The sequence below is a fragment of the Paracoccus ravus genome, assembly GCF_004522175.1.
In the GTDB taxonomy this organism is placed as follows: domain Bacteria; phylum Pseudomonadota; class Alphaproteobacteria; order Rhodobacterales; family Rhodobacteraceae; genus Paracoccus; species Paracoccus ravus.
On record NZ_SDEB01000007.1, the window covers coordinates 61,045 to 82,506 of the forward strand.

Here is a 21,462-nt window from a genome sequence, read left to right on the forward strand (position 1 = left end):
TGACTGGCAGGCTCAGCGCAGCGCGCCGGATTGTTTCAGCTTTTCAGCCTTATCCGCGTCATACCACCAGAAATCAAGCTCACCCAGCGCATAGGCGGGCATGTTCTCGGGATGGCCGAAGATATCGTAATAGGCCAGTGTATAGGTCGCCTTGTACCATTGCGGAACCCAGAAGCGCAGTGCGCGCAGCGAGCGGTCCAGCGCATGGATGGTGGTGTCCATCTCTTCCTGCGTCGTGGCCTCGATCCCCTTCTTGATCAGCGCGTCAATGGCCGGATTGGCCAGGCCCATCGGGTTGAAGACGTCGCTGGTATTCTCCGAGCCGAAGACCTGCTCGGTCCCGCCACTGATATAGAAGCTTTGACCAAGGCTGTCGGTCACCATGTCGAAATCATGGCTCCGGGTGCGGTTGGTCATCTCGGCATCATCGACACGGGCATTGACCGCATCGATGCCAAGCGCGCGCAGGTTCTGGACGTAAGGGTTGATGATGCGGTCGAAGCTTTGGTTATCGTTCAGGATTTCGAGTTTCAGGACCTCGCCCTTGCCATTGCGGCGCAAACCGTCCGGGCCGACGACCCAGCCCGCCTCATCGAGCAGTTTCGAGGCCTTGCGCAGGTTGCCCCGGTCAAGCTGGGTCTTGCCCGCAACCGGCTGGATCACGGCATCATCGGTCAGGACGCTCGGCGGCAGGTCTTTGGCCAAGGGTTGCAGCAGCGCCAGTTCCGCCTCGGAGGGCTTGCCCGTGGCCGCCAGATCGCTGTTGTCCCAGAAGGAATTGACCCGCGTGTTCAGCCCGTAGAACAGCGTCTCGTTCGACCATTCGAAATTGAAGACCAGCCCGATCGCCTCGCGGACGCGGATGTCCTGAAACTTCGGACGGCGCAGGTTGAATACCCAGGCCTGCCCGGTCGCGATATCACCCCGCGGCAGGACCTCTTGCTTGACCGTCCCGGCTTTGAGCGCCGGGAAATCGTAACGCGTCGCCCAATGGATCGAGGAGACCTCGTTGCGGAACGTATAGACGCCCGCCTTGAACGCCTCGAAGGCACTGTCGTAATCGCCGAAATATTCCAGCCGGATCTTGTCGAAATTATGCCGGCCGACATTGATGGGCAGGTCCTTGCCCCAATAATCCGGGTTCCGCTTCACCGTCATCGAGCGGCCCATCTCGGCCGAATCAAAGACATAGGGGCCGGATCCCAAATAGGGCTTGTCACTCGATTGTTCGATATCGCGCTTGTTCTTGCGGAAATCCTCGCGCGAAAAGACGATCTGGCTGCCGACCTGCTGGATCACGTCGCGGCGCGGATAGCCTTGCTGGAAGATGAACTTGATCTTATGGGCGTCGATCACCTCGGCCTTGGCGACCATCTTGGCGATGCCGGTGCGATAAGAGGACAGCCCCTTGTCGCGCAAAAGTTCGAATGAGAACAGCACATCATGCGCCGTCAGCGGCGTGCCATCCGAAAACTTCGCCTCGGGCCGTAGATGGAAGATCACCCAGTCACGGCTTTCGGGATATTCGATCGTCTCGCAAACGAGGCAATAAGAGGAACCGCGCTCGTCCAGCGCATCCTCCATCAACCGCTCGAGCATGATGACGGAAAGCGAGCCTGCCCGCCCACGATGGGTGAAGGGGTTGTAGCTGTCAAAGCCACCCATCGCCCATTCCGAAATCTCGCCGCCTTTCGGGGCCTCGGGATTCACATAGCGCAGATGCTTGTAATCGGCGGGCAGTTCGGGCGCGCCAAAGGTCGAGATGCCATGCGCGACAATGGTGCGCGCCAAAGAGGGCTGCGTGGCCGCCGGTACGGGTTGCTCCTGAGCCGAGGCCAGGGCGGGAAGCAGCACCAGAAGCGCGGCCATCGGGGCATGTCGCAGCATATGCATGGTCATTGCGGGTAGCGGATCCTCTTGCTCAATCTCGGACGAACCGGGTTGCGACAGGCTAGCAGCGCAGCAGGGCCGTTCAACAAGCAAATGCGTGATCTCGGTCGCAATTTCCTGAATGGGAAAAGGGCGCCCGCATGGGCGCCCCGCCAATCCGCCGTCTTGGCCGGTTTACTGCTGGCCCTGAAGATAGGCGATCAGATTGGCGCGATCCTCGACCTTGGGCAGGCCTGCAAAGGCCATTTTCGTGCCTTTCACGACGGATTTCGGATTGGTCAGGAATTCCTGCAGGGCTTCAGCCGACCAGTCCCCGCCATGGGCCTTCATCCCGTCGGAATAGTTGAAGCCATCGACGCCGGCGACCGCGCGGCCGACCACACCGTTCAGATGCGGCCCGGTCCCGTCCGTTCCATCCAGCTTGTGGCAGGCCTTGCATTTGCCAAAGACCTTCTCGCCGGCAGCGGCATCGGCCGAGGCCAGGACCGTGGCAAAATCCGGGCCCTCATCGGCGGCCTCGCCCTCAGCGCCGCCTTCGGCGGATTCGACCGGGATGGTATAGGCCTGCGCATGCTCTTCGCCTTCGCCGTGATGCCCCGAAGATCCAACATGGAAAATGCCCGATGCTGCCCAATTCATCAGCAGAAGGAACAGAAGCGCGCCGATTAAAGCTCCGGCTGCCTTGGTGACGGTCATCGTATCGAACATATCTGCGGATCCTGTTTCGGTCTGTCCGTGGAACAGGGGTATCTAGGCGCTTTTGTTCTGTCCGATCAAGGTATAGTTGTCCCACGGCATGGAACGGGCCAAGGGTGTGCATTGCCCGCCACGGCCGGAATTGAGGCTTCGACATGACCAAGAACGTGATCGCATTCCAGGGTGAACCCGGCGCCTACAGCCACCAGGCCTGCCGATTCTACAGGCCCGAAATGGAGGCCCTGCCCTGCGCGACCTTTGAGGACACGATCGAGGCGGTCCATCAGGGCCGCGCCGAACTGGCCATGCTGCCGGTCGAAAATTCGACCTATGGCCGGGTCGCCGATATTCATCACCTGCTGCCGGAAAGCGGGCTGCATATCGTCGACGAGGGATTCGTGCGGGTGCGGATCGCGCTGCTCGGCACGCCGGGAGCCGAGATCGCCGATATTCGCGAGGCGATGAGCCACCCGGTCCTGCTCGGCCAGTGCCGCGGCTTCCTGCGCCAGCATGAGATCAAGCCGTTGATCGGTGCTGATACTGCGGGCTCGGCGCTGGAAGTCGCACGGCGCGGCGAGAAATGGCTTGGCGCGCTGGCCGCGCCTCTGGCGGGCGAGATCTATGGCCTGAACGTGCTGGCCTCGGGGATCGAGGACCGCCAGAACAACACGACGCGCTTCCTGATCATGTCGCGCGCGCCGGATTATACGCGCCGGGCGAATGCGCAGGGTGGGCAGACCATGATGACGACCTTTGTGTTCCGGGTGCGCAACATCCCGGCCGCGCTGTACAAGGCGATGGGCGGATTCGCGACCAATGGCGTGAACATGACCAAGCTGGAAAGCTACATGGTGGACGGGATCTTTACGGCGACACAGTTCTACGCCGATATCGAGGGTCATCCCGAGGACCCGGCGGTTGCACGCGCGCTGGAGGAGTTGCGTTATTTCACCTCGAGCATGGAGATCCTCGGCGTCTATCCGGCCGATCCCCTGCGCGCCGAGCAACTGGCGCTGTCCGCCTGAGACTACGGTGGGTCAGCTTAGCTGGCCCACCGAAAGCCGGTCGACGAAATCCCCGATCCGCTGGGCAAAGCGACGGTCGAGCTGCGTTTTGCTCAGACGCGCGGTCTGCAGCAGCAACCTTGCCTTCATTCCCTTGGGCGCGACGTCGATCTCGCAGATCAGTCGCGACTTGCTCTTGGTCAGCGCCACGACCGAGAGGGACAGCGCGATCTCGAACATGTCGGACTTGCCGGCAAAGCCGATTCGTTCCGGCGGCATGATCTCTGTCAGCTCAAGCGAGACTTGCCGCGCCTTGCCCCTCCAGTCGAAGCCGAGCGCCCAGCTGCTGCCCAGATGCGGCGGCTGGCCCGAAACATCGCGCCGAACCGACACGCCGCGGCGCAGCAACATCCGTTCCATCATGGCGAAATCGCTGATCGCGGCAAACAGGCTTTCTGCCGGCAGATCGGCATCCTGACGTGTCGAAAACTTCATCGGAAACCAAGTTAAGGGTTATCTGTCTCGTTTTAACCCCAAAGCTCCGCGCCTTTGCAAGGGCGTGCCGTCAATCTGGCCCAAGAATTGGCGAATGCAATCTATAGTTGCGTTATGCCTGCGAATCCAGCATGCATTCATCATGTCCATTCCCCAAGTCCCGGACGCTTCCGGCCAGGAAACCACCGTCGAGCTGACCGTCATCGCCACGAGCGACCTGCATGTGCATGTCCTGGGATTTGACTATTTCCGCAATCGCAAGAGCGGAAACTTCGGTTTCGCAAGACTGGCCTCGGCCATCGCGGCGATACGCGCGACAAGCGCCAACTGCCTCGTTCTGGATAATGGCGACCTGTTGCAGGGCAATCCCCTGGGCGACTATCTCGCCGAGAAAGGCTGGGATGAGGGCGCGCTGCACCCGTTGATCGCGGCGATGAATCACGCGGGGTATGACGCCGCGACGATCGGCAATCACGATTTCAGCCATGGCATCGCGCATCTTCGCAAAGCCCTCGAGGGCGCGGCCCACCCGGTCGTCAGCACCAATCTGGTCGGCGGCGATCTGCCGATTCTGCCGCATCTGATGCTGCGACGACACCTAACGGACAGCAGGGGATGCCGACACGAGATTCGCATCGGCATCCTGGGCTTCCTGCCGCCGCAAACAACGGAATGGGAGCCGGAGCTGCAGGGCCGGATCAGGATTGACGACATCCTCGGCAGCGCACAACGCGGGATTGCCACATTGAAGCGCGAAGGCGCGGATCTGATCATTGCGCTGGCCCATAGCGGCATCGGCGCGCCGGATCCCGTCCCCGGAATGGAGAATGCCGCAACCGCTCTTGCCGCCCTACCCGGGATCGACCTCATCGTTGCCGGGCATACCCATCGCCTCTTTCCCGCGGCCGAGCATCCCGACGGGCCGGGGATAGATCCACTGCGCGGCACGCTCGCCGGAAAGCCCTGCGTGATGCCCGGCTTTTGGGGGTCGCATCTGGGGGTCTTCCGGCTGAAGCTGAAACCGGCGCAGACCGCCTTGCACCGCTGGCAGATCAGCGCCTTTCATGCATCGCTCGAGCCCGCGGCGGGCCATGACGAGGACCGCGCGGTTCGGCGGCTCGCGGTCTCGGCCCATCGCGGAACCCTGCGCCATCTGCGCCAACCGATCGGCCTGACCGCGACACGGATGCACAGTTTCTTTACCGCATTGGGACATGATGCCGGTCTTGCTCTGGTCTGCGAGGCGCAGCGTCGCCATGTCCGCGCCCTGCTGCACGGGAGTCGCTGGGCAGGAATGCCGATCCTCTCGGCCGCCTCGGCCTTCCGCTCGGGGGGGCGGGGCGGGCCAGAGCATTACACCGACATCCCGCCCGGCCCGCTCTGCCTGCGCGGGCTTTCGGATCTCTATGTCTTTCCCAACCGGGTCTGCGCGGTCCGTATCGATGGCCGAGCCCTTTCCCTTTGGCTCGAGATCTCGGCCAGCATGTTTCGCCAGATCACGCCGGGCCGGGACGATCAGGACCTGCTGGATCCCGATTTCCCCAGCTACAATTTCGACCTGATCAGCGGGCTCACCTATGAGATCGACCTTTCCGCCGCGCCCCGCCACGCACCCGATGGCAAGCTGATCGCGCCCGGCTCGCGGCGCGTCCATGGCCTGCGCTATCGCGGCATGCCGGTCGCGCCGGATGATGCTTTCGTTCTTGCCACGAACAGTTACCGCCTCTCCGCGAATGGGGTCTTTGCCAGCGTGACGACCGATTGCCCGCTGCTTCTCGACGGCGGCATGCGCAGCCGGGACGCCTTGCGCCGTCATGTCGAAAGCCCCGAGGGGGTCGCACCCCTGCCCGATCTGGGCTTGCGCTTCCGGCCGCTCGGCGGGACGGGCCTGCGGTTCCAGACCAGCCCCCGCGCGGTGACCGAGATCGATGCCCTGCCCTTTCCGGCACGGACTCTCGGATTGCAGAAGAACGGCTTTTTGCAGCTGCGATTGACGCTTTGATGGGCCTAATCCGCTTGCATCCCGACAGAGATGCCCCTATCTAGGCGGCGAGAGGTTGGCGCGGGCGAGCGCCTCGCCAACCCGGTCAGGTCCGGAAGGAAGCAGCCGTAACGAGTCCCGTTTGGGTCGTAGTCCAGCCTCTCACCCTCCCCCCCTCTCATTCCGGATTCACTTTCACCCTGCCCCGCAATGGGTTGCGGGCATTGACAAATCGACCATAGTCGCGCCGAGATTGGCACATCTCCGCGGATCCCGGTTCCGGCCTCATCCGTTCGAACGAATTTTCAAGGGATTGCCCGCGCCATGGGTTCACCATCACAGGACAAGCCACAGATCATCTGTCTGGGCGCGATGCTCTGGGACGTCATCGGCCATAGTCCGGTCGATCTTCGCCCCGGCGAGGATGTCGCCGGACGCATCCATCAGCGGCCGGGCGGTGTCGCGCTGAATGTCGCCCTGGCGCTGGTCAGACATGGCCTGGCCCCGTCCATCATCTCGGCGGTCGGACGCGATGCGCCGGGAGAGGCTCTGGTGCAGGAAACCGAAAGGCTCGGCGTCACCACAGACTGGCTGTGGCGCGACGGGCCCCTGCCCACCGACCTTTACATGGCGATCGAGGATCCGCGCGGTCTGGTCGCGGCCATTGCCGATGCGCATGGGCTGGAAGCGGCAGGCCCCTCGGTCCTCTTTCCGTTCCAGGACGGCAGGATCGGCAGCGACAATGCGCCCTGGCAGGGGATTCTGGTCGTGGACGGGAACCTGACCATCGACACGCTCGAAATCGTGGCGCGCGCACCCAGCCTTGCGCGGGCTGATTTGCGGGTGGTTCCGGCAAGCCCGGACAAGGCCGCACGACTCGTCCCGCTGCTGGATCACCCCCGCGCCATCTTTCACATCAACCTGGCCGAGGCCGAAGCACTGGCCGGACATGATCTGCCAGATGCGCATGCCGCCGCCGAGGCGGTGCTGCGTCTTGGCGCGGCCCGCGTCATCGTCACCGATGGCGCGCGCCCCGCAGCGGATGCTGCGCGCGATGCGCCGACCATCGGCCTTTGCCCGCCCGCCGTCATCGCCCGCCATGTCACCGGCGCGGGGGACGCATTCCTGGCCGCTCATCTTGCGGCCGAATTGCAGGCTGCGTCTCGCGAAGACGCGCTCGCCCGTGCCATCGCGGCCGCCGCAGCCCATGTCTCGGCCATGCCCCTCCAAGGAAAGGATCTCGCATGAAGGATCTGCTGTCCCTCGCCCCCGAAGTCGAACAGGCCCTTGCCCAAGGCGCGCCTGTCGTGGCGCTGGAATCGACAATCATCACGCATGGCATGCCTTATCCGCAAAACCTAGAAGTTGCGCGGAACGTCGAGGCCACTGTCCGCGAGGCAGGCGCCATCCCCGCCACCATCGCGATCATCGCCGGTCGGATCCATGTCGGGCTGGACGACGCGGCGTTAGAGAACCTTGCGGCGACGCCCGGCTCAGAGGTGATGAAACTGTCGCGCGCCGATCTTGCGGTTTGTCTGGCGCTGGGAAAAACTGGTGCCACGACCGTCGCGGCGACCATGATCTGCGCCGCGCTTGCCGGCATCCGCGTCTTTGCGACGGGCGGGATCGGCGGTGTTCATCGTGGCGCCGAGCAGAGCTTCGACATTTCGGCGGATCTTCAGGAACTCGCGCGCACGCCGGTGACGGTGGTCGCGGCAGGTGCCAAGGCGATCCTCGACCTGCCCAAGACGCTTGAAGTGCTCGAGACGCTGGGCGTTCCGGTGATCGCCTACGGTCAGGATGAGTTGCCGGCCTTCTGGTCGCGGCAATCGGGCCTTGCCGCGCCGCTGCGCATGGATGATCCGGCCCAGATCGCGGCATCTGCGCGGCTGCGCGCCGCGCTCGGGCTTGCAGGCGGGCAGCTTGTCGCCAATCCGATCCCGCCCGAGGCCGAGATCCCCCGCGAAGTGATGATCCCTTTCGTGGAACGCGCCCTGTCCGAGGCCGAGGCCCAGGGGATTGCCGCGAAATCCGTAACGCCGTTCCTGTTGCAGCGGATCTTTGAACTGACCGAGGGCCGGTCGCTCGAAGCGAATATCGCCCTTGTTCTGAACAATGCGCGGCTGGCGGCGCGCATCGCCGCCGCGATGATCTGACGCCAATCACGGCGCGTCACGGGCCGCTGACACGGCGGCCCGGGGTTCTCAGTCCAGATTGGCGGAAGGGTCGCGAATGCGCGAAACCTGGGCCACGTCCTGCTCGGCCTCGAGCGCGGTCAGCAAGGCATGCAGATGCTCGCTGTCGCGCAACTCGACCTCGATCCGCAGGCGGTAGAAATCCGGCTTGCGGTCCAGAAATTCAAGATCCGAAATATTCGCGCCCTGGCTGCCGATCAGGGTGCAGATCCGGCCAAGAACGCCGGCATCATGGCGGATCGTCAGCGACAGATTGGTGGAATAGGCCGGCGGATGCTGACCTTCGCGCCATTGCAGGTCCACCCAGCGCTCGGGGCTGTCTTCATATTCGGCCAGAACCGGGCAGTCGATGGCGTGAATGACGACGCCCTTGCCCCGATAGGTGATGCCCACGATGCGTTCGCCGGGCAGCGGATTGCAGCAGGGCGCGCGGGTGAACTCCTGATCCGCCTCGAGCCCGGCGACGGCACGGCGGGCATCGATCTCGCTGCGCTTGGCCGCGAGTTCGGGATAAAGCACCGAAAGCACCTCATGCGCCGAAATCTCGGCGCTGCCGATCCGGGCCAGCAATTCGTCGGTGTCCTGCAGCGCCATCGTCCGGGCCGCCGTGCGCAGAGCTTTGTCCGTCACCTTGCGCCCGACATGCTCGAAGGCCACGCGGATCAGTTCGGAGCCCAAGCGAATAAAGCGCGAGCGGTCCTCTTGCCGCAGGCTGCGGCGGATGGCAGCCTTGGCGCGGCCGGTCACGACGATATCGAGCCAGGTCGGCTGCGGCCGCTGCCCGGCGGCGGCAATGATCTCGACCGATTGCCCGTTCTTGAGCCGGGTCCAGAGCGGCACGCGAATGCCGTCCACCTTGGCACCGACGCAGCTATTGCCCAGCCGCGTATGGATCGCATAGGCGAAATCGATCGGCGTGGCACCCTTCGGCAGCGGGATCACGTCACCTTTGGGCGAGAAGCAGAAGACCTGATCGGAATACATCTCGAGCTTCACGTGCTCGAGGAATTCGTCGTGATCCTCTTCGCCGAAACGCTCGGTCAGGCTCGCGATCCATTCGCCCGGATCGACGGCGAAGGGGTTCTCGGTGCGCACGCCGTCGCGATAGGCCCAATGCGCGGCCACCCCGGCCTCGGCGACCTCGTGCATCTGGCGGGTACGGATCTGCACCTCGACCCGCTTGCCGTCGCGCCCGGAAACGGTGGTATGGATTGAGCGGTAGCCGTTCGCCTTGGGCTGGCTGATATAATCCTTGAACCGGCCCGGCACGGCGCGCCAGCGGTGATGGATCACGCCCAGCGTCCGGTAGCAATCGGGCTCGGTCCGGGTGATGATGCGAAAGCCGTAAATGTCGGAAAGGCGCGAGAAGGAAAGCTGCTTTTCCTGCATCTTGCGCCAGATGCTGAACGGACGCTTGGCGCGGCCATAGACATCGGCCTCGATCCCCTCGCGCTCAAGCTCGGTGCGGATATCGGCGGTGATCTTGGGGATCACATCGCCGGAATCGCGCTGCAGGCTGACGAAACGGCGGATGATGGAATTGCGCGCCTCGGGATTGATGACCTTGAAGGCCAGATCCTCAAGCTCTTCGCGCATCCATTGCATGCCCATGCGCCCGGCGAGCGGCGCATAGATGTCCATCGTTTCGCGGGCCTTCTGCTGCTGCTTTTCCGACCGCATGGACTTGATCGTCCGCATATTGTGCAGACGGTCGGCGAGCTTGACCAGAATGACCCGAAGATCCCGAGACATCGCCATGAAAAGCTTGCGGAAATTTTCGGCCTGCTTGGAATGCGCGCCGGAAAGCTGAAGGTTGGTCAGTTTGGTCACGCCATCGACCAGATCGGCGATCTCGCGCCCGAACATCTGCGCCACCTCGGCCCAGGTCGAGCGCGTGTCCTCGATCGTGTCGTGCAGAAGTGCGGTGACAATGGTCGCGTCGTCCAGCCGCATCTCGGTCAGGATGGCGGCGACGGCGATGGGATGGGTGAAATAGGGCTCGCCGGAATGGCGGAACTGGCCCTCATGCATCCGGCGGCCATATTCATAGGCGTCGCGGATCAGGTCCGAATTGGTTTTCGGATTGTAATTGCGCACAAGCGCGATGAGGTCTTCGACATCAATCATTTTTCAGCCGAAGACCTCAGATTCTCTGCCCTCAGCCGCGACCCTGGGCTTCCAGCATCATGCGCAGCATCCGCTCTTCGGATTCCTCGTCGGCCGGCTTGGGACGGTCGATCTCGGCACCGAGAAGCAGCGCCATCGCGTCCTCTTCGGGCTCGTCGACCTCGATCTGGGTCTGAGTCGCCTCGATCATGCGCTCGCGCAGCTCATCCACGGGCTGGGTCTCGTCGGCAATCTCGCGCAAGGCCACGACGGGGTTCTTGTCATTGTCGCGGTCGATGGTCAGTTGGCTGCCGGACGCGATCTCGCGGGCGCGATGCGCGGCGAGCATAACGAGATCAAAACGGTTCGGAACCTTGTCGACGCAATCTTCGACTGTCACGCGGGCCATCGGTCACCTTTGGCTTGGAATCGGGGTGCAGGGCGAAGCCGGATGTTTCGCGCTTCGCCACGGGAATGTCAAGAAGTTAGGGGCGCTATATCCGCCTTCGCGGCAGGAGGCAAGGCGGCAAGCAACTCGGCCACCGTTTTCCCCAGTCTCGGGTGGCGCCAGCCTGGGGCAATCTCGGCCAGGGGCAGCAGGACAAAGCCACGATCCTGCATCCGCGGATGCGGCAGGACCAGCGTTTCGGGCGCTTCCACCACCTGACGTTCAAGGGAAAGCCCGCGCCATTCGTCTTGGGTTGCAGCATCCGGCCGCACCAGATCCTCATAGGCGATCAGGTCCAGATCGATGCCGCGCGACTGCCAGCGCCCACCCTCGCGCCTGCGCCCCAGCGCCGCTTCGACCTCGTGCAGAGCGGCCAGTAGGCCCTCGGGTGACAATTCCGTTTGCAACTGGATCGCTGCGTTTACATAATCGGGTCCACTGCCGAGAGGAAAAGCCGGGCTGCGCCAGAATCGACTGACAGAAACAACGCGCATGCCGGAACGAAGGTCAATTTGCCGCGTTGCAAGTTGAAGGGTTTCTTCGGGGTTACCTGCCATGCTGGGCAGGTTCCCCCCGATTGCTACAAGAGCGGACTTTTCGGAAATTGAAGTGTTCTCATTCATGTCGAGGTAATCGTGTTTTACAAGGACGATCGGCTAGCGTTGTTTATAGACGGATCGAATCTTTACGCTGCTGCTAAATCGTTGGGCTTCGACATAGACTACAAACTCTTGCGCCAAGAGTTCGAGCGTCGTGGCAAGCTGATCCGGGCTTACTATTATACCGCGCTTCTGGAAAGCGAGGATTACTCTCCGATCCGCCCGCTGGTGGACTGGCTGAATTACAACGGCTTCTCGATGGTGACGAAACCGGCGCGGGAATACACCGACGCGGTGGGACGTCGCAAGGTCAAGGGCAATATGGATGTCGAACTGGTCGTCAACGCCATGGAACTGGCGCCCCGGCTCGATCATGCCGTCCTGTTCTCGGGGGATGGCGATTTCAAGCCTCTGGTCGAAGCCCTGCAACGTCAGGGCGTTCGCGTTTCGGTGGTGTCCACCATGCGCAGCCAGCCTCCGATGATTGCCGATGAGTTGCGCCGTCAGGCGGATAATTTCATCGAACTGGATGCGCTGCGCGAGGTGATCGGTCGCCCCCCACGCGAGCCTGCGCCCAGCGAAACCTAGGCAAGCTTGGATTGGACAAGGCGCAGCACTTCTCCTAGAAACAGAAAAAGTGCAGCGAACTCAAGATGGTCCCTCTATGTCCGCATCGGCAAGCCCGGCCCTGACGCCGGTATTCAGTCCAGGTTTCCGTCCGAAATCGGATCTCGCGGTCATCGTCGCCTGCGATGCGAATTACCTGCCCTATGCCGCGGTTCCTGCGCTGGCCCTGGCTGCGGCGGGGCACGCGCATGACGTGCTGATCGGCGGTCCCGAACGACTCGATCTGCCCGATTTCCTGACCCAGGCCGGGATCGGCCATGTGGCTGCGCGCGATGACGGTTTGCTTGAGGCCCTGCCGCTTGACGCCCGCCGCTCGCTTGCGACCTATACCGAACTCTTCCTTGGCAATGCGCTGCGGCACCACTATCGCCGCATTCTGGTGATCGATGCCGATATTCTCTATGAGCGCGGCGATCCGGCGCGGCTCATGGCGACGGATATGCTGGGCCGGGCGGTGGCGGCCGTGCGCGACAATCGCCAATGGCGCAGCCCCAATCGCAAGGTGCGCGAATTCCAGAAACTCGGCGAGCCGGCCCATCCCTATTTCAATGCCGGCGTGGTGATGGTCGATACCGAGGCCTTTGCGGAACAGGATCTGCCCGCCCGGGCCGCCGATTTCGCCCGGAAGCATCTGGCGGGACTGGGCCGAGATCAGGCCTTGATGAACGGCATTCTCAAGGGTGAATGGGCCGAGATCAGCCCGCTCTGGAACTGGCAGTTCACCAGCGCCTCGGCGCATCTGACCAGCATGGCGGATCCGTGCCTGATCCATTTCATCGGCACGCGCAAACCCTGGCTCGAAAGCTCGCAGGGAATCGTGCCGATGCGGATGCGCGACGCTTTCGGGCGTGTCTTGCGCAACCATTTCCCCGAGGCGCCGCAGGTCCGCAAGTCGCGCCATCGCCAATGGCCCGATGCCTCGGCGCTGCGCGGGGCGCTGTTCCGGCAATGGCGCGCCGCGGGACCGATGCTGCGCTATCTGAACCGCTTTCCCGACCAATATACGATGGTCGATCCGCGGGCCTAGCGTTCGGTCAGCTTCAATTCGATCCGGCGGTTGGCGGCCAGCGCCGCCGGGTCCGTGCCGCTCAGGACCGGACGCGTATCCGCGAATCCCGCGGGCAACAGGCGGCTGGCGGGAAAGCCCAGATCATCCACCATATGGCGCACGACCGACAAGGCGCGGGCCTGGCTCAATTCCCAATTGTCCCGGTAGCGCCCCTGCCCCGACAGAGGCTGGCTGTCGGTATGGCCATCCACGCGGATGATCCAGTCGATTTCCGGCGGGATTTGACCAGAAATCTGCGTGAGCTGTTCGGTCACGCGGGCAATCTGGGCCTCGCCTTCGGGGGAAAGTGTCGCCTCTCCGGCAGGAAACAGCACTTCCGAGGAAAAAACGAAACGGTCCCCCACGACCTTGACGCCCTCGCGCCCCGCCAGGATCTGCGAGATCCGGCCAAAGAATTCCGAGCGGTAGCGCGCCAGATCCTTGGCCTCGGCCTCGGCCTTGCTGCGGGCCTCTTCCTCAAGGCCGCGACGCTTGCGCTCCTCTTCGGCGGCACGGATCAACGCGACGTTGAGCTGTCGGCCCAGATCCTCGACCTGTAGCTCGGCCTCGCGCTTGTCCTCGCCCGCCACCTGCAGAACCGATTGCAGGCTGCCAAGCTGGTTGTTCAATTGTGCGACCTGCTGGTTGAGCAAGGCGACCCGGCGCTGATCCTCGGTCGAAAGCGCCTCTTGCTGCGACAATTGCTGTTGCGCCAAGGCGAGCAATCCCGCCTGACGATCGGCCTCGCTGCCTTGTGCCTCGAGTTGCTCGCCCAGTTCCTTTTTCGCGGCATCGGCCGCGGCCAGCAGGGTCAGCGTTTCCTCGGCCTGTTTTCGCGCCGCGTCCAGGGCCAAGGTCGTCGCGGTCAGTGCGGCGTCGGATTTGCCCAGCCGCTCTTCCAACGCCTTCGCAGCGGCGGCGTCGACAAGCCGGGCGGCCTCGGCCTCGGACAGTTTTTGCTGGGTCTGGGCCAGTTCGCCGGTCTTGTCCTGCGCCTCTTGCCGCAGGTCGGCGACCAGCGCCTCGAGCGCCTCGCGGCGCGCGGCTGCAAGCCGGGCGGCCTCTGTCTGGGCGTCGATCTCGCCCCTGGCCTGCGCCACGGCGGCCTCAGACGCCGCCAGACGGCTGCGTTCCGCCGCCAGGTCACGATCAAGCACCTGCGCCTGCTGCTCGGAACTCGACAGCGCATTGCTGAGCGAGGCGACGCGATCGCCCAATTGCTGCAATTCACTGTCCTGCGACGTGATGCGCTGGCGCAGCACCGATTGCAGCACCATGAAGATGGTCAGGGCAAAGATCAGCACCAGCAGCAAAGTGGACATGGCATCGACGAAACCCGGCCATATATTGGCCGAGAAACGCTCATTGCCCTTTCGGCTAAGCCCCATGACCCGCCTCCAGCGCGCGGATGGCGCGGGTCAGGGCGGCCATATCCTCGCGCAATTCGGCAATGAGCCCGTCGCGCCCGCTCGCGGATTCCTCGACCAGTCGGCCCAGTTGCACATCGATCGAGCGCAGCCGCATCCGTGCCTCGGGGTCGTCATGCGCGACGGTCTTGGCCTCGGACAGTTCGATCAACCGCTCCTGTCCCTCGGCAAGCCGCGTCAATGCGCGCGAAATCGCGGCGATCTGCGCGCCGTCCTGTTCGCGCTCGGACGCGGGCTGCGCCATCAGCGCGAGACGCTGCTGCCCCTCGGTGATCCGGGCAAGCGCCTGCGAAAACTCATCCGGCATCCGAACTTCCGGCACCGTCCTCGCCAGCGAAACAAGCTGGTCCTGACCTTCGGTAAAACGGTCAAAGGCCCGGTCCAGCGCGACGATCAGGCTTTCCAGCCGCGCGCCTTCCGAGGTGGCCGAGGTCGTGGCATCGACCAGCCGTTCCTGCTGATCGCTCAGCCGTTCCAGAATTTCGCTGAGCCGACGATGGCTTTCGGCCTGGGCCTGACGTTCGGCCGCAAGCTCGGTGGCAAGCGCGTCACGGTCCGAGCCGATCATGCCCACCAGCCGCTCGACCCCGCCCGCCAGCGCCAGAGAGCGGGCATCGGCCTCTGACGCTTCCTGGTCGCGCAACTCGTCGCGGCGATGGTAGAAATCCTGCAGATCGCCAAGCTGCCCACCCATACCCATCAGGAATTCAGCCAGATGGGTCTCGTTCAGGCCGGATTCGCCCGCCGCCATGCCGATCCGCGTGAACGAGGACAGCCATTCCTCGAGTTCGCGATAAAAGCGGTTCTGGCCGTGGCTGGCAAAAAGATCGAGCAGCCCCACCACGAGCGATCCGGCAAGTCCCAGAAGCGAACTGGAAAAGGCCGTCGCCATGCCGCCAAGCTGGGTTTCGAGCCCATGCATCAGCTTGTCAAAGACCGCGACCCCGGTATCGCCTTGTTCGGGCGCAAGGGTGCGGATGGTCTCGACGATAGCGGGAACGGTCGTCGCGAGACCGTAGAATGTCCCCAGAAGGCCCAGAAAGATCAGCAGGTTGGCCAGATAGCGCGTGATGTCGCGCGCCTCGTCGATCCGGGTGGCCACGGATTCGAGGATCGAACGCGAGGATTCCGTCGAGATCGTCGTGCCGACCGGGCCACGGCCGCCAAGCAGGGCCGCAAGGGGTGCCAGAAGACGGGGCGCGGAATTCGCCGGGGCCATGTCGGCCTGTGCGTAACCCAGTTTTCCGGCGGCGAAACGCTCGATCCAGCTGACCGAATTGATGAGCTGCGCGACCTGCCAGAAACAGGTCAGAACCCCCAGCGCAAAGACGACAAGGATCGTGCCGTTCAGCCAGGGATTGGCATAGAACACCGGCAGGATGCGGCCATAGGCGAACCAGCCCCCGGTCCCGACCAGCCCCAGCACGATCAGCATCAAGACGACCTGACGGACCGGTTGCGAGAAATGGGGCTCGGCCGCCGGGCGTCCACGGGCCTGCGCGGCGCGATTGGCGGTCAGCCGCTCGGCGCGTTCCTTTCGGCTCGCCGGAGAATTTTCTCGGGACGGAAGCGCACCGCCCATGTCATCGCTATCGGCCTGGGACAAGCCCGCCCCCTTTTCCTGCATTCAACCTGAGTGTAGAGGCCGGGCGCGACGATGCAAGCGGCAGAAAAGCATTTGCCGCAAAAGGTTTAATCCGCGGAATCAGGCCCTTCTTCGGGGATTGGCAGCAACTGGCGCACGCGCAGGGTCAGGGCGTCCAGATCGAGGTCGGTGACCCCCATGCCCACAAGGTGAGAAACCGTGTTGAAGAGGTAATCGGCATTGGGCCCCCGGCCACCATGCGCATGGGCGATGATATGGGCCTGTTCCTCGATTTCCAGACTGCCGGCATATTGGACGTGATCGCGGCGGATGACATAGGCCACGGCCTCGACCTCGCGGCCGTCATCCAGACGCACCGGCAAAAGCAGTTCCTCATAGGCATTCGTCGTCAGCTCGCGCAGGCGTAGCCCCTCGAGCGCCTCGGGCCAATCTTCGGGTTCGACCCGCAGCGCCATGCCATGGCAGGATGCCTCGGCATCCGCGTCGAGGCCAAGCACGAGCCCCGGGGATTCTTCCGTTCCGCGATAGCGGATCGAGCGCAGGCAGAATCGGCGCGCAAACCCCATCAGATTCGCGCCGCGCGATTCCGCGACGCGAAAGCCCGGGTCCCACATCAGGGAACCATAGGCAAAGACCCAATGTTGCGGCCCGGTCACGCTCTGGCCATCCTTTCGCGCTTTCTCTCGCACCAGACTTAGGACAGGATGAGGGCCGCACCAAGTCGTCCGGGACAAGTCCGAGGAAAGATTGCGTAGATTCATCATCCTGATCGCCATTGTCGCAGGCCTGCTGATCGTCTTTCGCATCGGGGCAGAGCGCATCCTGCTGCGGGAACTCGGCAAGATGGCCGAGGCCGGAACCGGCTTCACCGCCGAGGCGATCGCGCCCCTTGGCAATCCGCTGCGGCTCGGTGCGCGGCTGACCGCGCCAAGGATCGAGACGCCCTCGGGCAGCATCGCGATGGATGCGGCCGAGATCTCGGTCTCGCTCCTGTCGCCCATGACCGCGCGACTGCGACTGGGCGACACGGTGACCGCCGATCTGGGCGCGGGACCGCATCGCATCGGGCTGGTCGATCCGCAGGCGAGCCTTTCGGTGATGCCGCTGCGCGGCTTTGCCCCGGACAGGCTTGCGGTCACCACCGGCGCGCTCCGGCTCGAGGACCAGGACTTCACCGGGCCGCTTTCCCTCATCGCCGTGGTCTCCCCGACCGAAACGACGGCGCCCAGAGCCAGTGCGGCGGCCTATGACCTTGATCTGAAGCTTGCCGAGATCCAGCCGGGCGCTTTGGCGCAACTGACAGGGCTGCCCTCGGATATGGCGCGGTTGCAGCCGCTGGCGCTGGATGCGGCGCTGCGGGTCTGGCTTGATGCGCTGCCGACCGCGCGCGCCTTGCAGCAGGTTCCGACGCCCTTTCCGACCGGGCTGCGGCTTGATCGTGTCACGCTGCAAAGCGGACCGATCGGCGCCAATCTGATCGGACGCCTCGAAGCCGATTCCACGGGTCGCGCCATGGGCGCTCTTGCGCTTTACACTGCTGATATCGTTGAGCTTCTGCGCTCGGCCAGTGACGCGGGTCTGATCCCCAAGGCGGCGCTGCTGCTGGGACAGGGCATGGTCGGCGCGCTCTCGAAACTGCCGCTTCCGGATGGGCCGGACGGACCCTACCCCGCCGCCCAGCCCGGTGAGCTGCGCCTGCCGGTGAGTTTCGCGGATGGCAAGACGGCGCTGGGACCGATACCGCTCGGCCCGGCCCCGCTGCTGCGTCCCTGACGGCGGGGCGACCAGACGCCGTGCAAAGGCGCAGTTCGGAGTCGGTTCAGATCCGGGCCTTTTCCGCGCTGCGCTGGTTGCGCCCGAAATCTGGGGCGGCAGTGTCCTGCCCGGCCTCGATAATGCCACGCCGGATCGCTCTGGTCCGGGTGAAATAGTCAAAGAGGTGATCCCCGTCGCCCATCCGAATCGCGCGCTGCAAGACGAAAAGCTCTTCGGTGAAGCGGCCGAGAATGTCGAGCACTGCCTCTTTGTTCTGCAGGAACACATCACGCCACATGGTCGGGTCCGAGGCCGCGATCCGGGTGAAGTCCCTGAACCCGGCGGCGGAATATTGCACCACTTCGCTTTCGGTGACGCGCTTGAGGTGATCGGCCACGCCCACCATCGTATAGGCGATCAGATGCGGCGTATGGCTGGTCACGGCAAGGACCAGGTCATGATGCGCGGCATCCATCCGCTCGGTCTTGGCACCAAAGCCCTGGACCAGCGTTTCGATGCGAGCAACCGCGTCGGAATCGGCGTGCTCCTCGGGCGTGAAGAGCCACCAGCGGTTCTTGAAAAGCGAGGCAAAACCGGATCTTGGACCGGAATGTTCGGTTCCGGCGAGGGGGTGGCCGGGAATGAAATGGACGCCTTCGGGCAAATGCGGGGCGACGGCCGTGACCACCGCCTGCTTGACCGATCCGACATCCGTGACCGTCGCGCCGGGCTTCAGATGGGGCGCGATCTCGGCCGCGACGGCGGCCATCGCACCGACCGGAACCGCCAGCACAACAAGGTCTGCGTCCCGAACCGCCTCAGCGGCGGTCTCGCAGACCCGGTCCACCAATCCGATCTCCAGCGCGGTGGCGCGGGTCTCGCTGCTGCGGGCATGGCCGACGATCTCACGCGCCAGACCCACTTCGCGCATGGCCAGAGCCATCGAGCCCGCGATCAACCCAAGCCCGATCAGCGCGACACGGTCATAGATCACGCTCATGCCTCGCTACCCGCGCGCTCGGCCATGAACTGGCCGATGACATGGGCGACGCGCCGGCATGAGGCCTCGTCGCCCACGGTGATGCGCAGGCAATTCGGCAAGCCGTAGCCCGCCACGAGGCGCACGATCAGGCCCTGGGCCTTCAGCGCCTCGTCGCAGGCATTGGCGATCTCGGGGCTGGCGAAGCGCGCGAGGATGAAATTCGCGCATGACGTGTCAGAGGGCACGCCTTTTTCGGCCAGAGCCTCGGCCAGCCATGCCCGCATCCGGGCATTTTCATGCTGGCAGCGCGCGACATGGTCACGGTCGCGCATCGCGGCTTCGGCGGCATCGAGCGCGGTCGAGGACAGGTTGAAAGGACCGCGGATCCGGTTCAGCACGTCGATGATCTCGCGCGGGCCATAGCCCCAACCGATGCGCAGGCCCCCCAATCCGTAGATTTTCGAGAAAGTGCGGGTCATGAAGACATTGGGCAGGCGCGTCGCGAGGTCCGCCCCGCCATCGTAATCCTCTACATATTCGGCATAGGCGGCATCGACGACGATGATCGCCTGCGGAACGGCGCGGGCGAGGCGCTCAAGTTCCGGCAGTCCGACCATGGTGCCGGTCGGGTTGTTCGGATTGGCGACAAAGACCAGACGCGTGCGCTCGGTCGCGCCTGCAATCAGCGCGTCGATATCGGTGACGCGGTCGCGCTCGGCGACCTCGACCGGCGTCGCGCCCGCCGCATGGGCCGAGATGCGATACATCAGAAAGCCATGCTCGGTGAACAGGACCTCGGTTCCCGGCCCGGCATAGGCCTGACACAGGAAATGGATGATTTCATCCGAGCCCACGCCGCAGATGATGCGGTTGGGATCGAGGCCATGCACCTCACCGATCGTGGCCCGCAGCCCGGCATGGTCGGTATTGGGATAGCGATGCAGCGTATGGGCCGAACGCATCACCGCCTCGCGCGCCTTGTCCGAAGGGCCGAAGGGGTTTTCGTTCGATGACAGTTTCACCGCGTTATCAATTCCGGCGACCTTGGCTGCGCCGCCCTGATAGAGCGAAATCTCCATGATCCCGGGTTGCGGAGCGATGGTCGTTTGGTTCTGCGACATGTCTGGCCTCTTGCAAGCCCGCTTGTCTTAGCCGTCGCCGCCCGGCTTGGAAAGATGACACGGGCGCTATTCGGCGGCGCGGGCCTTTTCCAGCTGCGGCAGGAAGCGGTTGGTGTAATCCTCGCGGATCAAGGGTCCGACATGGCGGTAAAGGATGCGCCCCTCGCCGTCGATGATAAAGGTCTCGGGCGGCGCGGTCACGCCCCAGTCGATGGCGATGCGGCCGCGCGGATCACTGGCCAACGCCTTGAACGGGTCGCCATGCTCGGCCAGGAAGGCGGTGGCATTGGCCTCTGGGTCCTTGAGATCGATGCCATAGACCGGGATTTCCTTGGCGAGTTCGGTCAGGGTCGGATGCTCGGCCCGGCAGGGCGGGCACCAGCTCGCCCAGAAATTCACCAGCTTCACCCCCGGTTCGCGCAGCATTTCGGCGGTCAGTTGGGTCTTGCCCGGCAGCGTCTCCTGCCCGACCGCAGGCGCGTCACGCCCGATCAGCGCCGAAGGCAGATCGCCGGGATTTTCGCGCTGCATTCCGAAAAAGAAGGTCAACGCCAAAGCGGCAAAGGCCAGCGGCGGCAGGGCGACCAGCGGGGAAAACTTAGCCACGGGATTCATGCTCCTCGAGTTCGCGACGGGCGCGGGCATTGGCGCGCAGGGTCTGCCAGATGATCGCCGCCAGCAGCGCCAGGCTGATGCCATAGGCCGAGAGCACGGTTTGCGCATATTTGCCAAGCTCGATCATGCGCGATGCTCCCGTGCGAGAAGGGCCGCGAGGCGGCGGCGGCGGATCTCGGTGCGGGTGCGGATCAGCACCAGCGCCAGAAACAGCAGGAAGAAGCCCAGCATCGAGAGGTAAAGCGGATAGCGATAGATTGCGGACATGCGCTCGCCGGGGGCGACGGAAAGCGATGCGCCCTGATGCAGGCCCTGGTTCCAGAAATTCACCGCATAGCGCGACAGCAGCGCAAAGACCGAGCCGACGAGGCACAGAAGCCCCGTCAGGTCGGCGGCGCTGTCGGGATCCTCGATCGCCTCCCAGAGCGCCATATAGCCGAGATAGAACAGGAACAGCACGAGGAAAGAGGTCAGACGCGGATCCCATTCCCACCATGTCCCCCACATCGGCTGGCCCCAGATCGCGCCGGTGATCAGCGCGATCAACGTCATCACCGCGCCGACCGGGGCGGCTGCCTTGGCGGCAAGCGCGCTGACATGGTGACGGCGGATCAGCCAGATCAGCGATGCCACCAGCATCATCAGCCAAGCATTGATCGCCATGAGCGCGGCGGGCACATGCAGGAAGACGATCTTGACGGTCGAACCTTGGCGGTAGTCATCCGGCGTGAGAAAGCCCCAGACCAGCCCGCCGATGGTGCAGAGCGCGGCCCCCGCCACGATCCAAGGCAGGACCGTGCCGGATGTGCGCAAGAACTTGACGGGATTGGCATATTCCCAGATTGACATCATTTCTCCCCTTGCCTG

The 21,462-nt window shown here is 64.0% G+C and carries 21 protein-coding genes and 1 other RNA gene; 8 read left to right on the forward strand and 14 right to left on the reverse strand.

Features of this window, described 5'->3' with window-relative positions; genetic code table 11:
- Positions 1 to 12 precede the first annotated feature (12 nt).
- Positions 13 to 1,899 carry an extracellular solute-binding protein gene (locus tag ESZ60_RS07905; RefSeq protein ID WP_134679965.1) on the reverse strand — a complete coding sequence of 629 codons (1,887 nt, stop codon included), beginning with the start codon at positions 1,897 to 1,899 and terminating at the stop codon, positions 13 to 15.
- 165 nt (positions 1,900 to 2,064) lie between these two features.
- Positions 2,065 to 2,598: a c-type cytochrome gene (locus ESZ60_RS07910; RefSeq protein ID WP_134679967.1), complete on the reverse strand. Its 534-nt coding sequence runs from the start codon at positions 2,596 to 2,598 to the stop codon at positions 2,065 to 2,067.
- 143 nt (positions 2,599 to 2,741) lie between these two features.
- Between ESZ60_RS07910 and ESZ60_RS07915 the strand changes: the two genes are divergently transcribed.
- Positions 2,742 to 3,611 (forward strand): prephenate dehydratase, encoded by an 870-nt coding sequence (locus ESZ60_RS07915; protein WP_134679969.1) that lies wholly within the window; start codon positions 2,742 to 2,744, stop codon positions 3,609 to 3,611.
- A gap of 12 nt (positions 3,612 to 3,623) precedes the next feature.
- Here the strand turns inward: ESZ60_RS07915 and ESZ60_RS07920 are convergent, their stop codons facing one another.
- Positions 3,624 to 4,085, reverse strand: coding sequence for an SRPBCC family protein (locus ESZ60_RS07920; protein WP_134679971.1), 462 nt, complete (start codon positions 4,083 to 4,085; stop codon positions 3,624 to 3,626).
- A 142-nt stretch (positions 4,086 to 4,227) separates the two neighbouring features.
- On the opposite strand from ESZ60_RS07920, the gene ESZ60_RS07925 reads away from it, so the two are divergent.
- From ESZ60_RS07925 to ESZ60_RS07940, 4 genes are all read left to right on the forward strand, one after another.
- Complete coding sequence (locus ESZ60_RS07925) at positions 4,228 to 6,087, forward strand: bifunctional 2',3'-cyclic-nucleotide 2'-phosphodiesterase/3'-nucleotidase (protein ID WP_134679973.1); 1,860 nt, start codon at positions 4,228 to 4,230, stop codon at positions 6,085 to 6,087.
- A gap of 49 nt (positions 6,088 to 6,136) precedes the next feature.
- Positions 6,137 to 6,233: signal recognition particle sRNA small type (gene ffs, locus ESZ60_RS07930), an RNA gene on the forward strand.
- Positions 6,234 to 6,390: 157 nt separating this feature from the next.
- Positions 6,391 to 7,314, forward strand: a complete 924-nt coding sequence (locus tag ESZ60_RS07935; protein WP_134679974.1) for a PfkB family carbohydrate kinase — start codon at positions 6,391 to 6,393, stop codon at positions 7,312 to 7,314.
- A complete protein-coding gene (locus ESZ60_RS07940; protein WP_134679976.1) occupies positions 7,311 to 8,222 on the forward strand; it encodes a pseudouridine-5'-phosphate glycosidase in 912 nt (303 codons plus the stop codon). The genes ESZ60_RS07935 and ESZ60_RS07940 overlap by 4 nt, the downstream gene beginning before the upstream one ends.
- 48 nt (positions 8,223 to 8,270) lie before the next feature.
- Here the strand turns inward: ESZ60_RS07940 and ESZ60_RS07945 are convergent, their stop codons facing one another.
- From ESZ60_RS07945 to folK, 3 genes are all read right to left on the reverse strand, one after another.
- On the reverse strand, positions 8,271 to 10,388 hold the full coding sequence (locus ESZ60_RS07945; protein WP_134679978.1) for a RelA/SpoT family protein: 2,118 nt from the start codon (positions 10,386 to 10,388) through the stop codon (positions 8,271 to 8,273).
- A 31-nt stretch (positions 10,389 to 10,419) separates the two neighbouring features.
- On the reverse strand, positions 10,420 to 10,776 hold the full coding sequence (rpoZ, locus tag ESZ60_RS07950; protein WP_134679980.1) for a DNA-directed RNA polymerase subunit omega: 357 nt from the start codon (positions 10,774 to 10,776) through the stop codon (positions 10,420 to 10,422).
- Between the two features lie 68 nt (positions 10,777 to 10,844).
- On the reverse strand, positions 10,845 to 11,438 hold the full coding sequence (gene folK, locus ESZ60_RS07955) for a 2-amino-4-hydroxy-6-hydroxymethyldihydropteridine diphosphokinase (protein ID WP_134679982.1): 594 nt from the start codon (positions 11,436 to 11,438) through the stop codon (positions 10,845 to 10,847).
- Between the two features lie 12 nt (positions 11,439 to 11,450).
- On the opposite strand from folK, the gene ESZ60_RS07960 reads away from it, so the two are divergent.
- The gene (locus ESZ60_RS07960; RefSeq protein WP_134679984.1) at positions 11,451 to 12,002 is read left to right on the forward strand and encodes a LabA-like NYN domain-containing protein; all 552 of its coding nucleotides are present in this window, start codon (positions 11,451 to 11,453) and stop codon (positions 12,000 to 12,002) included.
- Positions 12,003 to 12,078: 76 nt separating this feature from the next.
- On the forward strand, positions 12,079 to 13,068 hold the full coding sequence (locus ESZ60_RS07965; RefSeq protein ID WP_134679986.1) for a glycosyltransferase family 8 protein: 990 nt from the start codon (positions 12,079 to 12,081) through the stop codon (positions 13,066 to 13,068).
- Here ESZ60_RS07965 and ESZ60_RS07970 read toward each other — a convergent pair.
- From ESZ60_RS07970 to ESZ60_RS07980, 3 genes are all read right to left on the reverse strand, one after another.
- Positions 13,065 to 14,477 (reverse strand): peptidoglycan -binding protein, encoded by a 1,413-nt coding sequence (locus ESZ60_RS07970; RefSeq protein ID WP_134679987.1) that lies wholly within the window; start codon positions 14,475 to 14,477, stop codon positions 13,065 to 13,067. The genes ESZ60_RS07965 and ESZ60_RS07970 overlap by 4 nt on opposite strands.
- Positions 14,467 to 16,122 carry a hypothetical protein gene (locus tag ESZ60_RS21775; protein WP_342365231.1) on the reverse strand — a complete coding sequence of 552 codons (1,656 nt, stop codon included), beginning with the start codon at positions 16,120 to 16,122 and terminating at the stop codon, positions 14,467 to 14,469. Before ESZ60_RS21775 ends, ESZ60_RS07970 begins: the two co-directional genes overlap by 11 nt.
- An 86-nt stretch (positions 16,123 to 16,208) precedes the next feature.
- On the reverse strand, positions 16,209 to 16,778 hold the full coding sequence (locus tag ESZ60_RS07980; protein WP_280633996.1) for a gamma-glutamylcyclotransferase: 570 nt from the start codon (positions 16,776 to 16,778) through the stop codon (positions 16,209 to 16,211).
- 91 nt (positions 16,779 to 16,869) lie between these two features.
- On the opposite strand from ESZ60_RS07980, the gene ESZ60_RS07985 reads away from it, so the two are divergent.
- Positions 16,870 to 17,895, forward strand: coding sequence for a DUF2125 domain-containing protein (locus ESZ60_RS07985; protein WP_134679988.1), 1,026 nt, complete (start codon positions 16,870 to 16,872; stop codon positions 17,893 to 17,895).
- A gap of 46 nt (positions 17,896 to 17,941) precedes the next feature.
- On the opposite strand, the gene ESZ60_RS07990 is transcribed toward ESZ60_RS07985, so the two are convergent.
- From ESZ60_RS07990 to ESZ60_RS08010, 5 genes are all read right to left on the reverse strand, one after another.
- Entirely contained in the window at positions 17,942 to 18,877 is a 936-nt protein-coding gene (locus ESZ60_RS07990) for a prephenate/arogenate dehydrogenase family protein (RefSeq protein ID WP_134679989.1), read from the reverse strand.
- On the reverse strand, positions 18,874 to 19,980 hold the full coding sequence (gene hisC / locus ESZ60_RS07995; RefSeq protein ID WP_134679991.1) for a histidinol-phosphate transaminase: 1,107 nt from the start codon (positions 19,978 to 19,980) through the stop codon (positions 18,874 to 18,876). Before hisC ends, ESZ60_RS07990 begins: the two co-directional genes overlap by 4 nt.
- A 66-nt stretch (positions 19,981 to 20,046) precedes the next feature.
- Positions 20,047 to 20,586, reverse strand: a complete 540-nt coding sequence (locus ESZ60_RS08000; RefSeq protein ID WP_245155618.1) for a DsbE family thiol:disulfide interchange protein — start codon at positions 20,584 to 20,586, stop codon at positions 20,047 to 20,049.
- On the reverse strand, positions 20,579 to 20,722 hold the full coding sequence (gene ccmD / locus ESZ60_RS08005; RefSeq protein ID WP_134679995.1) for a heme exporter protein CcmD: 144 nt from the start codon (positions 20,720 to 20,722) through the stop codon (positions 20,579 to 20,581). Before ccmD ends, ESZ60_RS08000 begins: the two co-directional genes overlap by 8 nt.
- Positions 20,719 to 21,444 (reverse strand): heme ABC transporter permease, encoded by a 726-nt coding sequence (locus ESZ60_RS08010; protein WP_134680142.1) that lies wholly within the window; start codon positions 21,442 to 21,444, stop codon positions 20,719 to 20,721. Before ESZ60_RS08010 ends, ccmD begins: the two co-directional genes overlap by 4 nt.
- Positions 21,445 to 21,462 lie beyond the last annotated feature (18 nt).

What these genes read in the sequence shown, in the direction of transcription:
- ESZ60_RS07905 (WP_134679965.1), bottom strand. Translation starts at nt 1,899, where the DNA reads ATGACCATGCATATGCTGCGACATGCCCCGATGGCCGCGCTTCTGGTG.
- ESZ60_RS07910 (WP_134679967.1), bottom strand. Translation starts at nt 2,598, where the DNA reads ATGTTCGATACGATGACCGTCACCAAGGCAGCCGGAGCTTTAATCGGC.
- ESZ60_RS07915 (WP_134679969.1), top strand. Translation starts at nt 2,742, where the DNA reads ATGACCAAGAACGTGATCGCATTCCAGGGTGAACCCGGCGCCTACAGC.
- ESZ60_RS07920 (WP_134679971.1), bottom strand. Translation starts at nt 4,085, where the DNA reads ATGAAGTTTTCGACACGTCAGGATGCCGATCTGCCGGCAGAAAGCCTG.
- ESZ60_RS07925 (WP_134679973.1), top strand. Translation starts at nt 4,228, where the DNA reads ATGTCCATTCCCCAAGTCCCGGACGCTTCCGGCCAGGAAACCACCGTC.
- ESZ60_RS07935 (WP_134679974.1), top strand. Translation starts at nt 6,391, where the DNA reads ATGGGTTCACCATCACAGGACAAGCCACAGATCATCTGTCTGGGCGCG.
- ESZ60_RS07940 (WP_134679976.1), top strand. Translation starts at nt 7,311, where the DNA reads ATGAAGGATCTGCTGTCCCTCGCCCCCGAAGTCGAACAGGCCCTTGCC.
- ESZ60_RS07945 (WP_134679978.1), bottom strand. Translation starts at nt 10,388, where the DNA reads ATGATTGATGTCGAAGACCTCATCGCGCTTGTGCGCAATTACAATCCG.
- rpoZ (WP_134679980.1), bottom strand. Translation starts at nt 10,776, where the DNA reads ATGGCCCGCGTGACAGTCGAAGATTGCGTCGACAAGGTTCCGAACCGT.
- folK (WP_134679982.1), bottom strand. Translation starts at nt 11,438, where the DNA reads ATGAATGAGAACACTTCAATTTCCGAAAAGTCCGCTCTTGTAGCAATC.
- ESZ60_RS07965 (WP_134679986.1), top strand. Translation starts at nt 12,079, where the DNA reads ATGTCCGCATCGGCAAGCCCGGCCCTGACGCCGGTATTCAGTCCAGGT.
- ESZ60_RS07970 (WP_134679987.1), bottom strand. Translation starts at nt 14,477, where the DNA reads ATGGGGCTTAGCCGAAAGGGCAATGAGCGTTTCTCGGCCAATATATGG.
- ESZ60_RS07990 (WP_134679989.1), bottom strand. Translation starts at nt 18,877, where the DNA reads ATGAGCGTGATCTATGACCGTGTCGCGCTGATCGGGCTTGGGTTGATC.
- hisC (WP_134679991.1), bottom strand. Translation starts at nt 19,980, where the DNA reads ATGTCGCAGAACCAAACGACCATCGCTCCGCAACCCGGGATCATGGAG.
- ccmD (WP_134679995.1), bottom strand. Translation starts at nt 20,722, where the DNA reads ATGATCGAGCTTGGCAAATATGCGCAAACCGTGCTCTCGGCCTATGGC.
- ESZ60_RS08010 (WP_134680142.1), bottom strand. Translation starts at nt 21,444, where the DNA reads ATGTCAATCTGGGAATATGCCAATCCCGTCAAGTTCTTGCGCACATCC.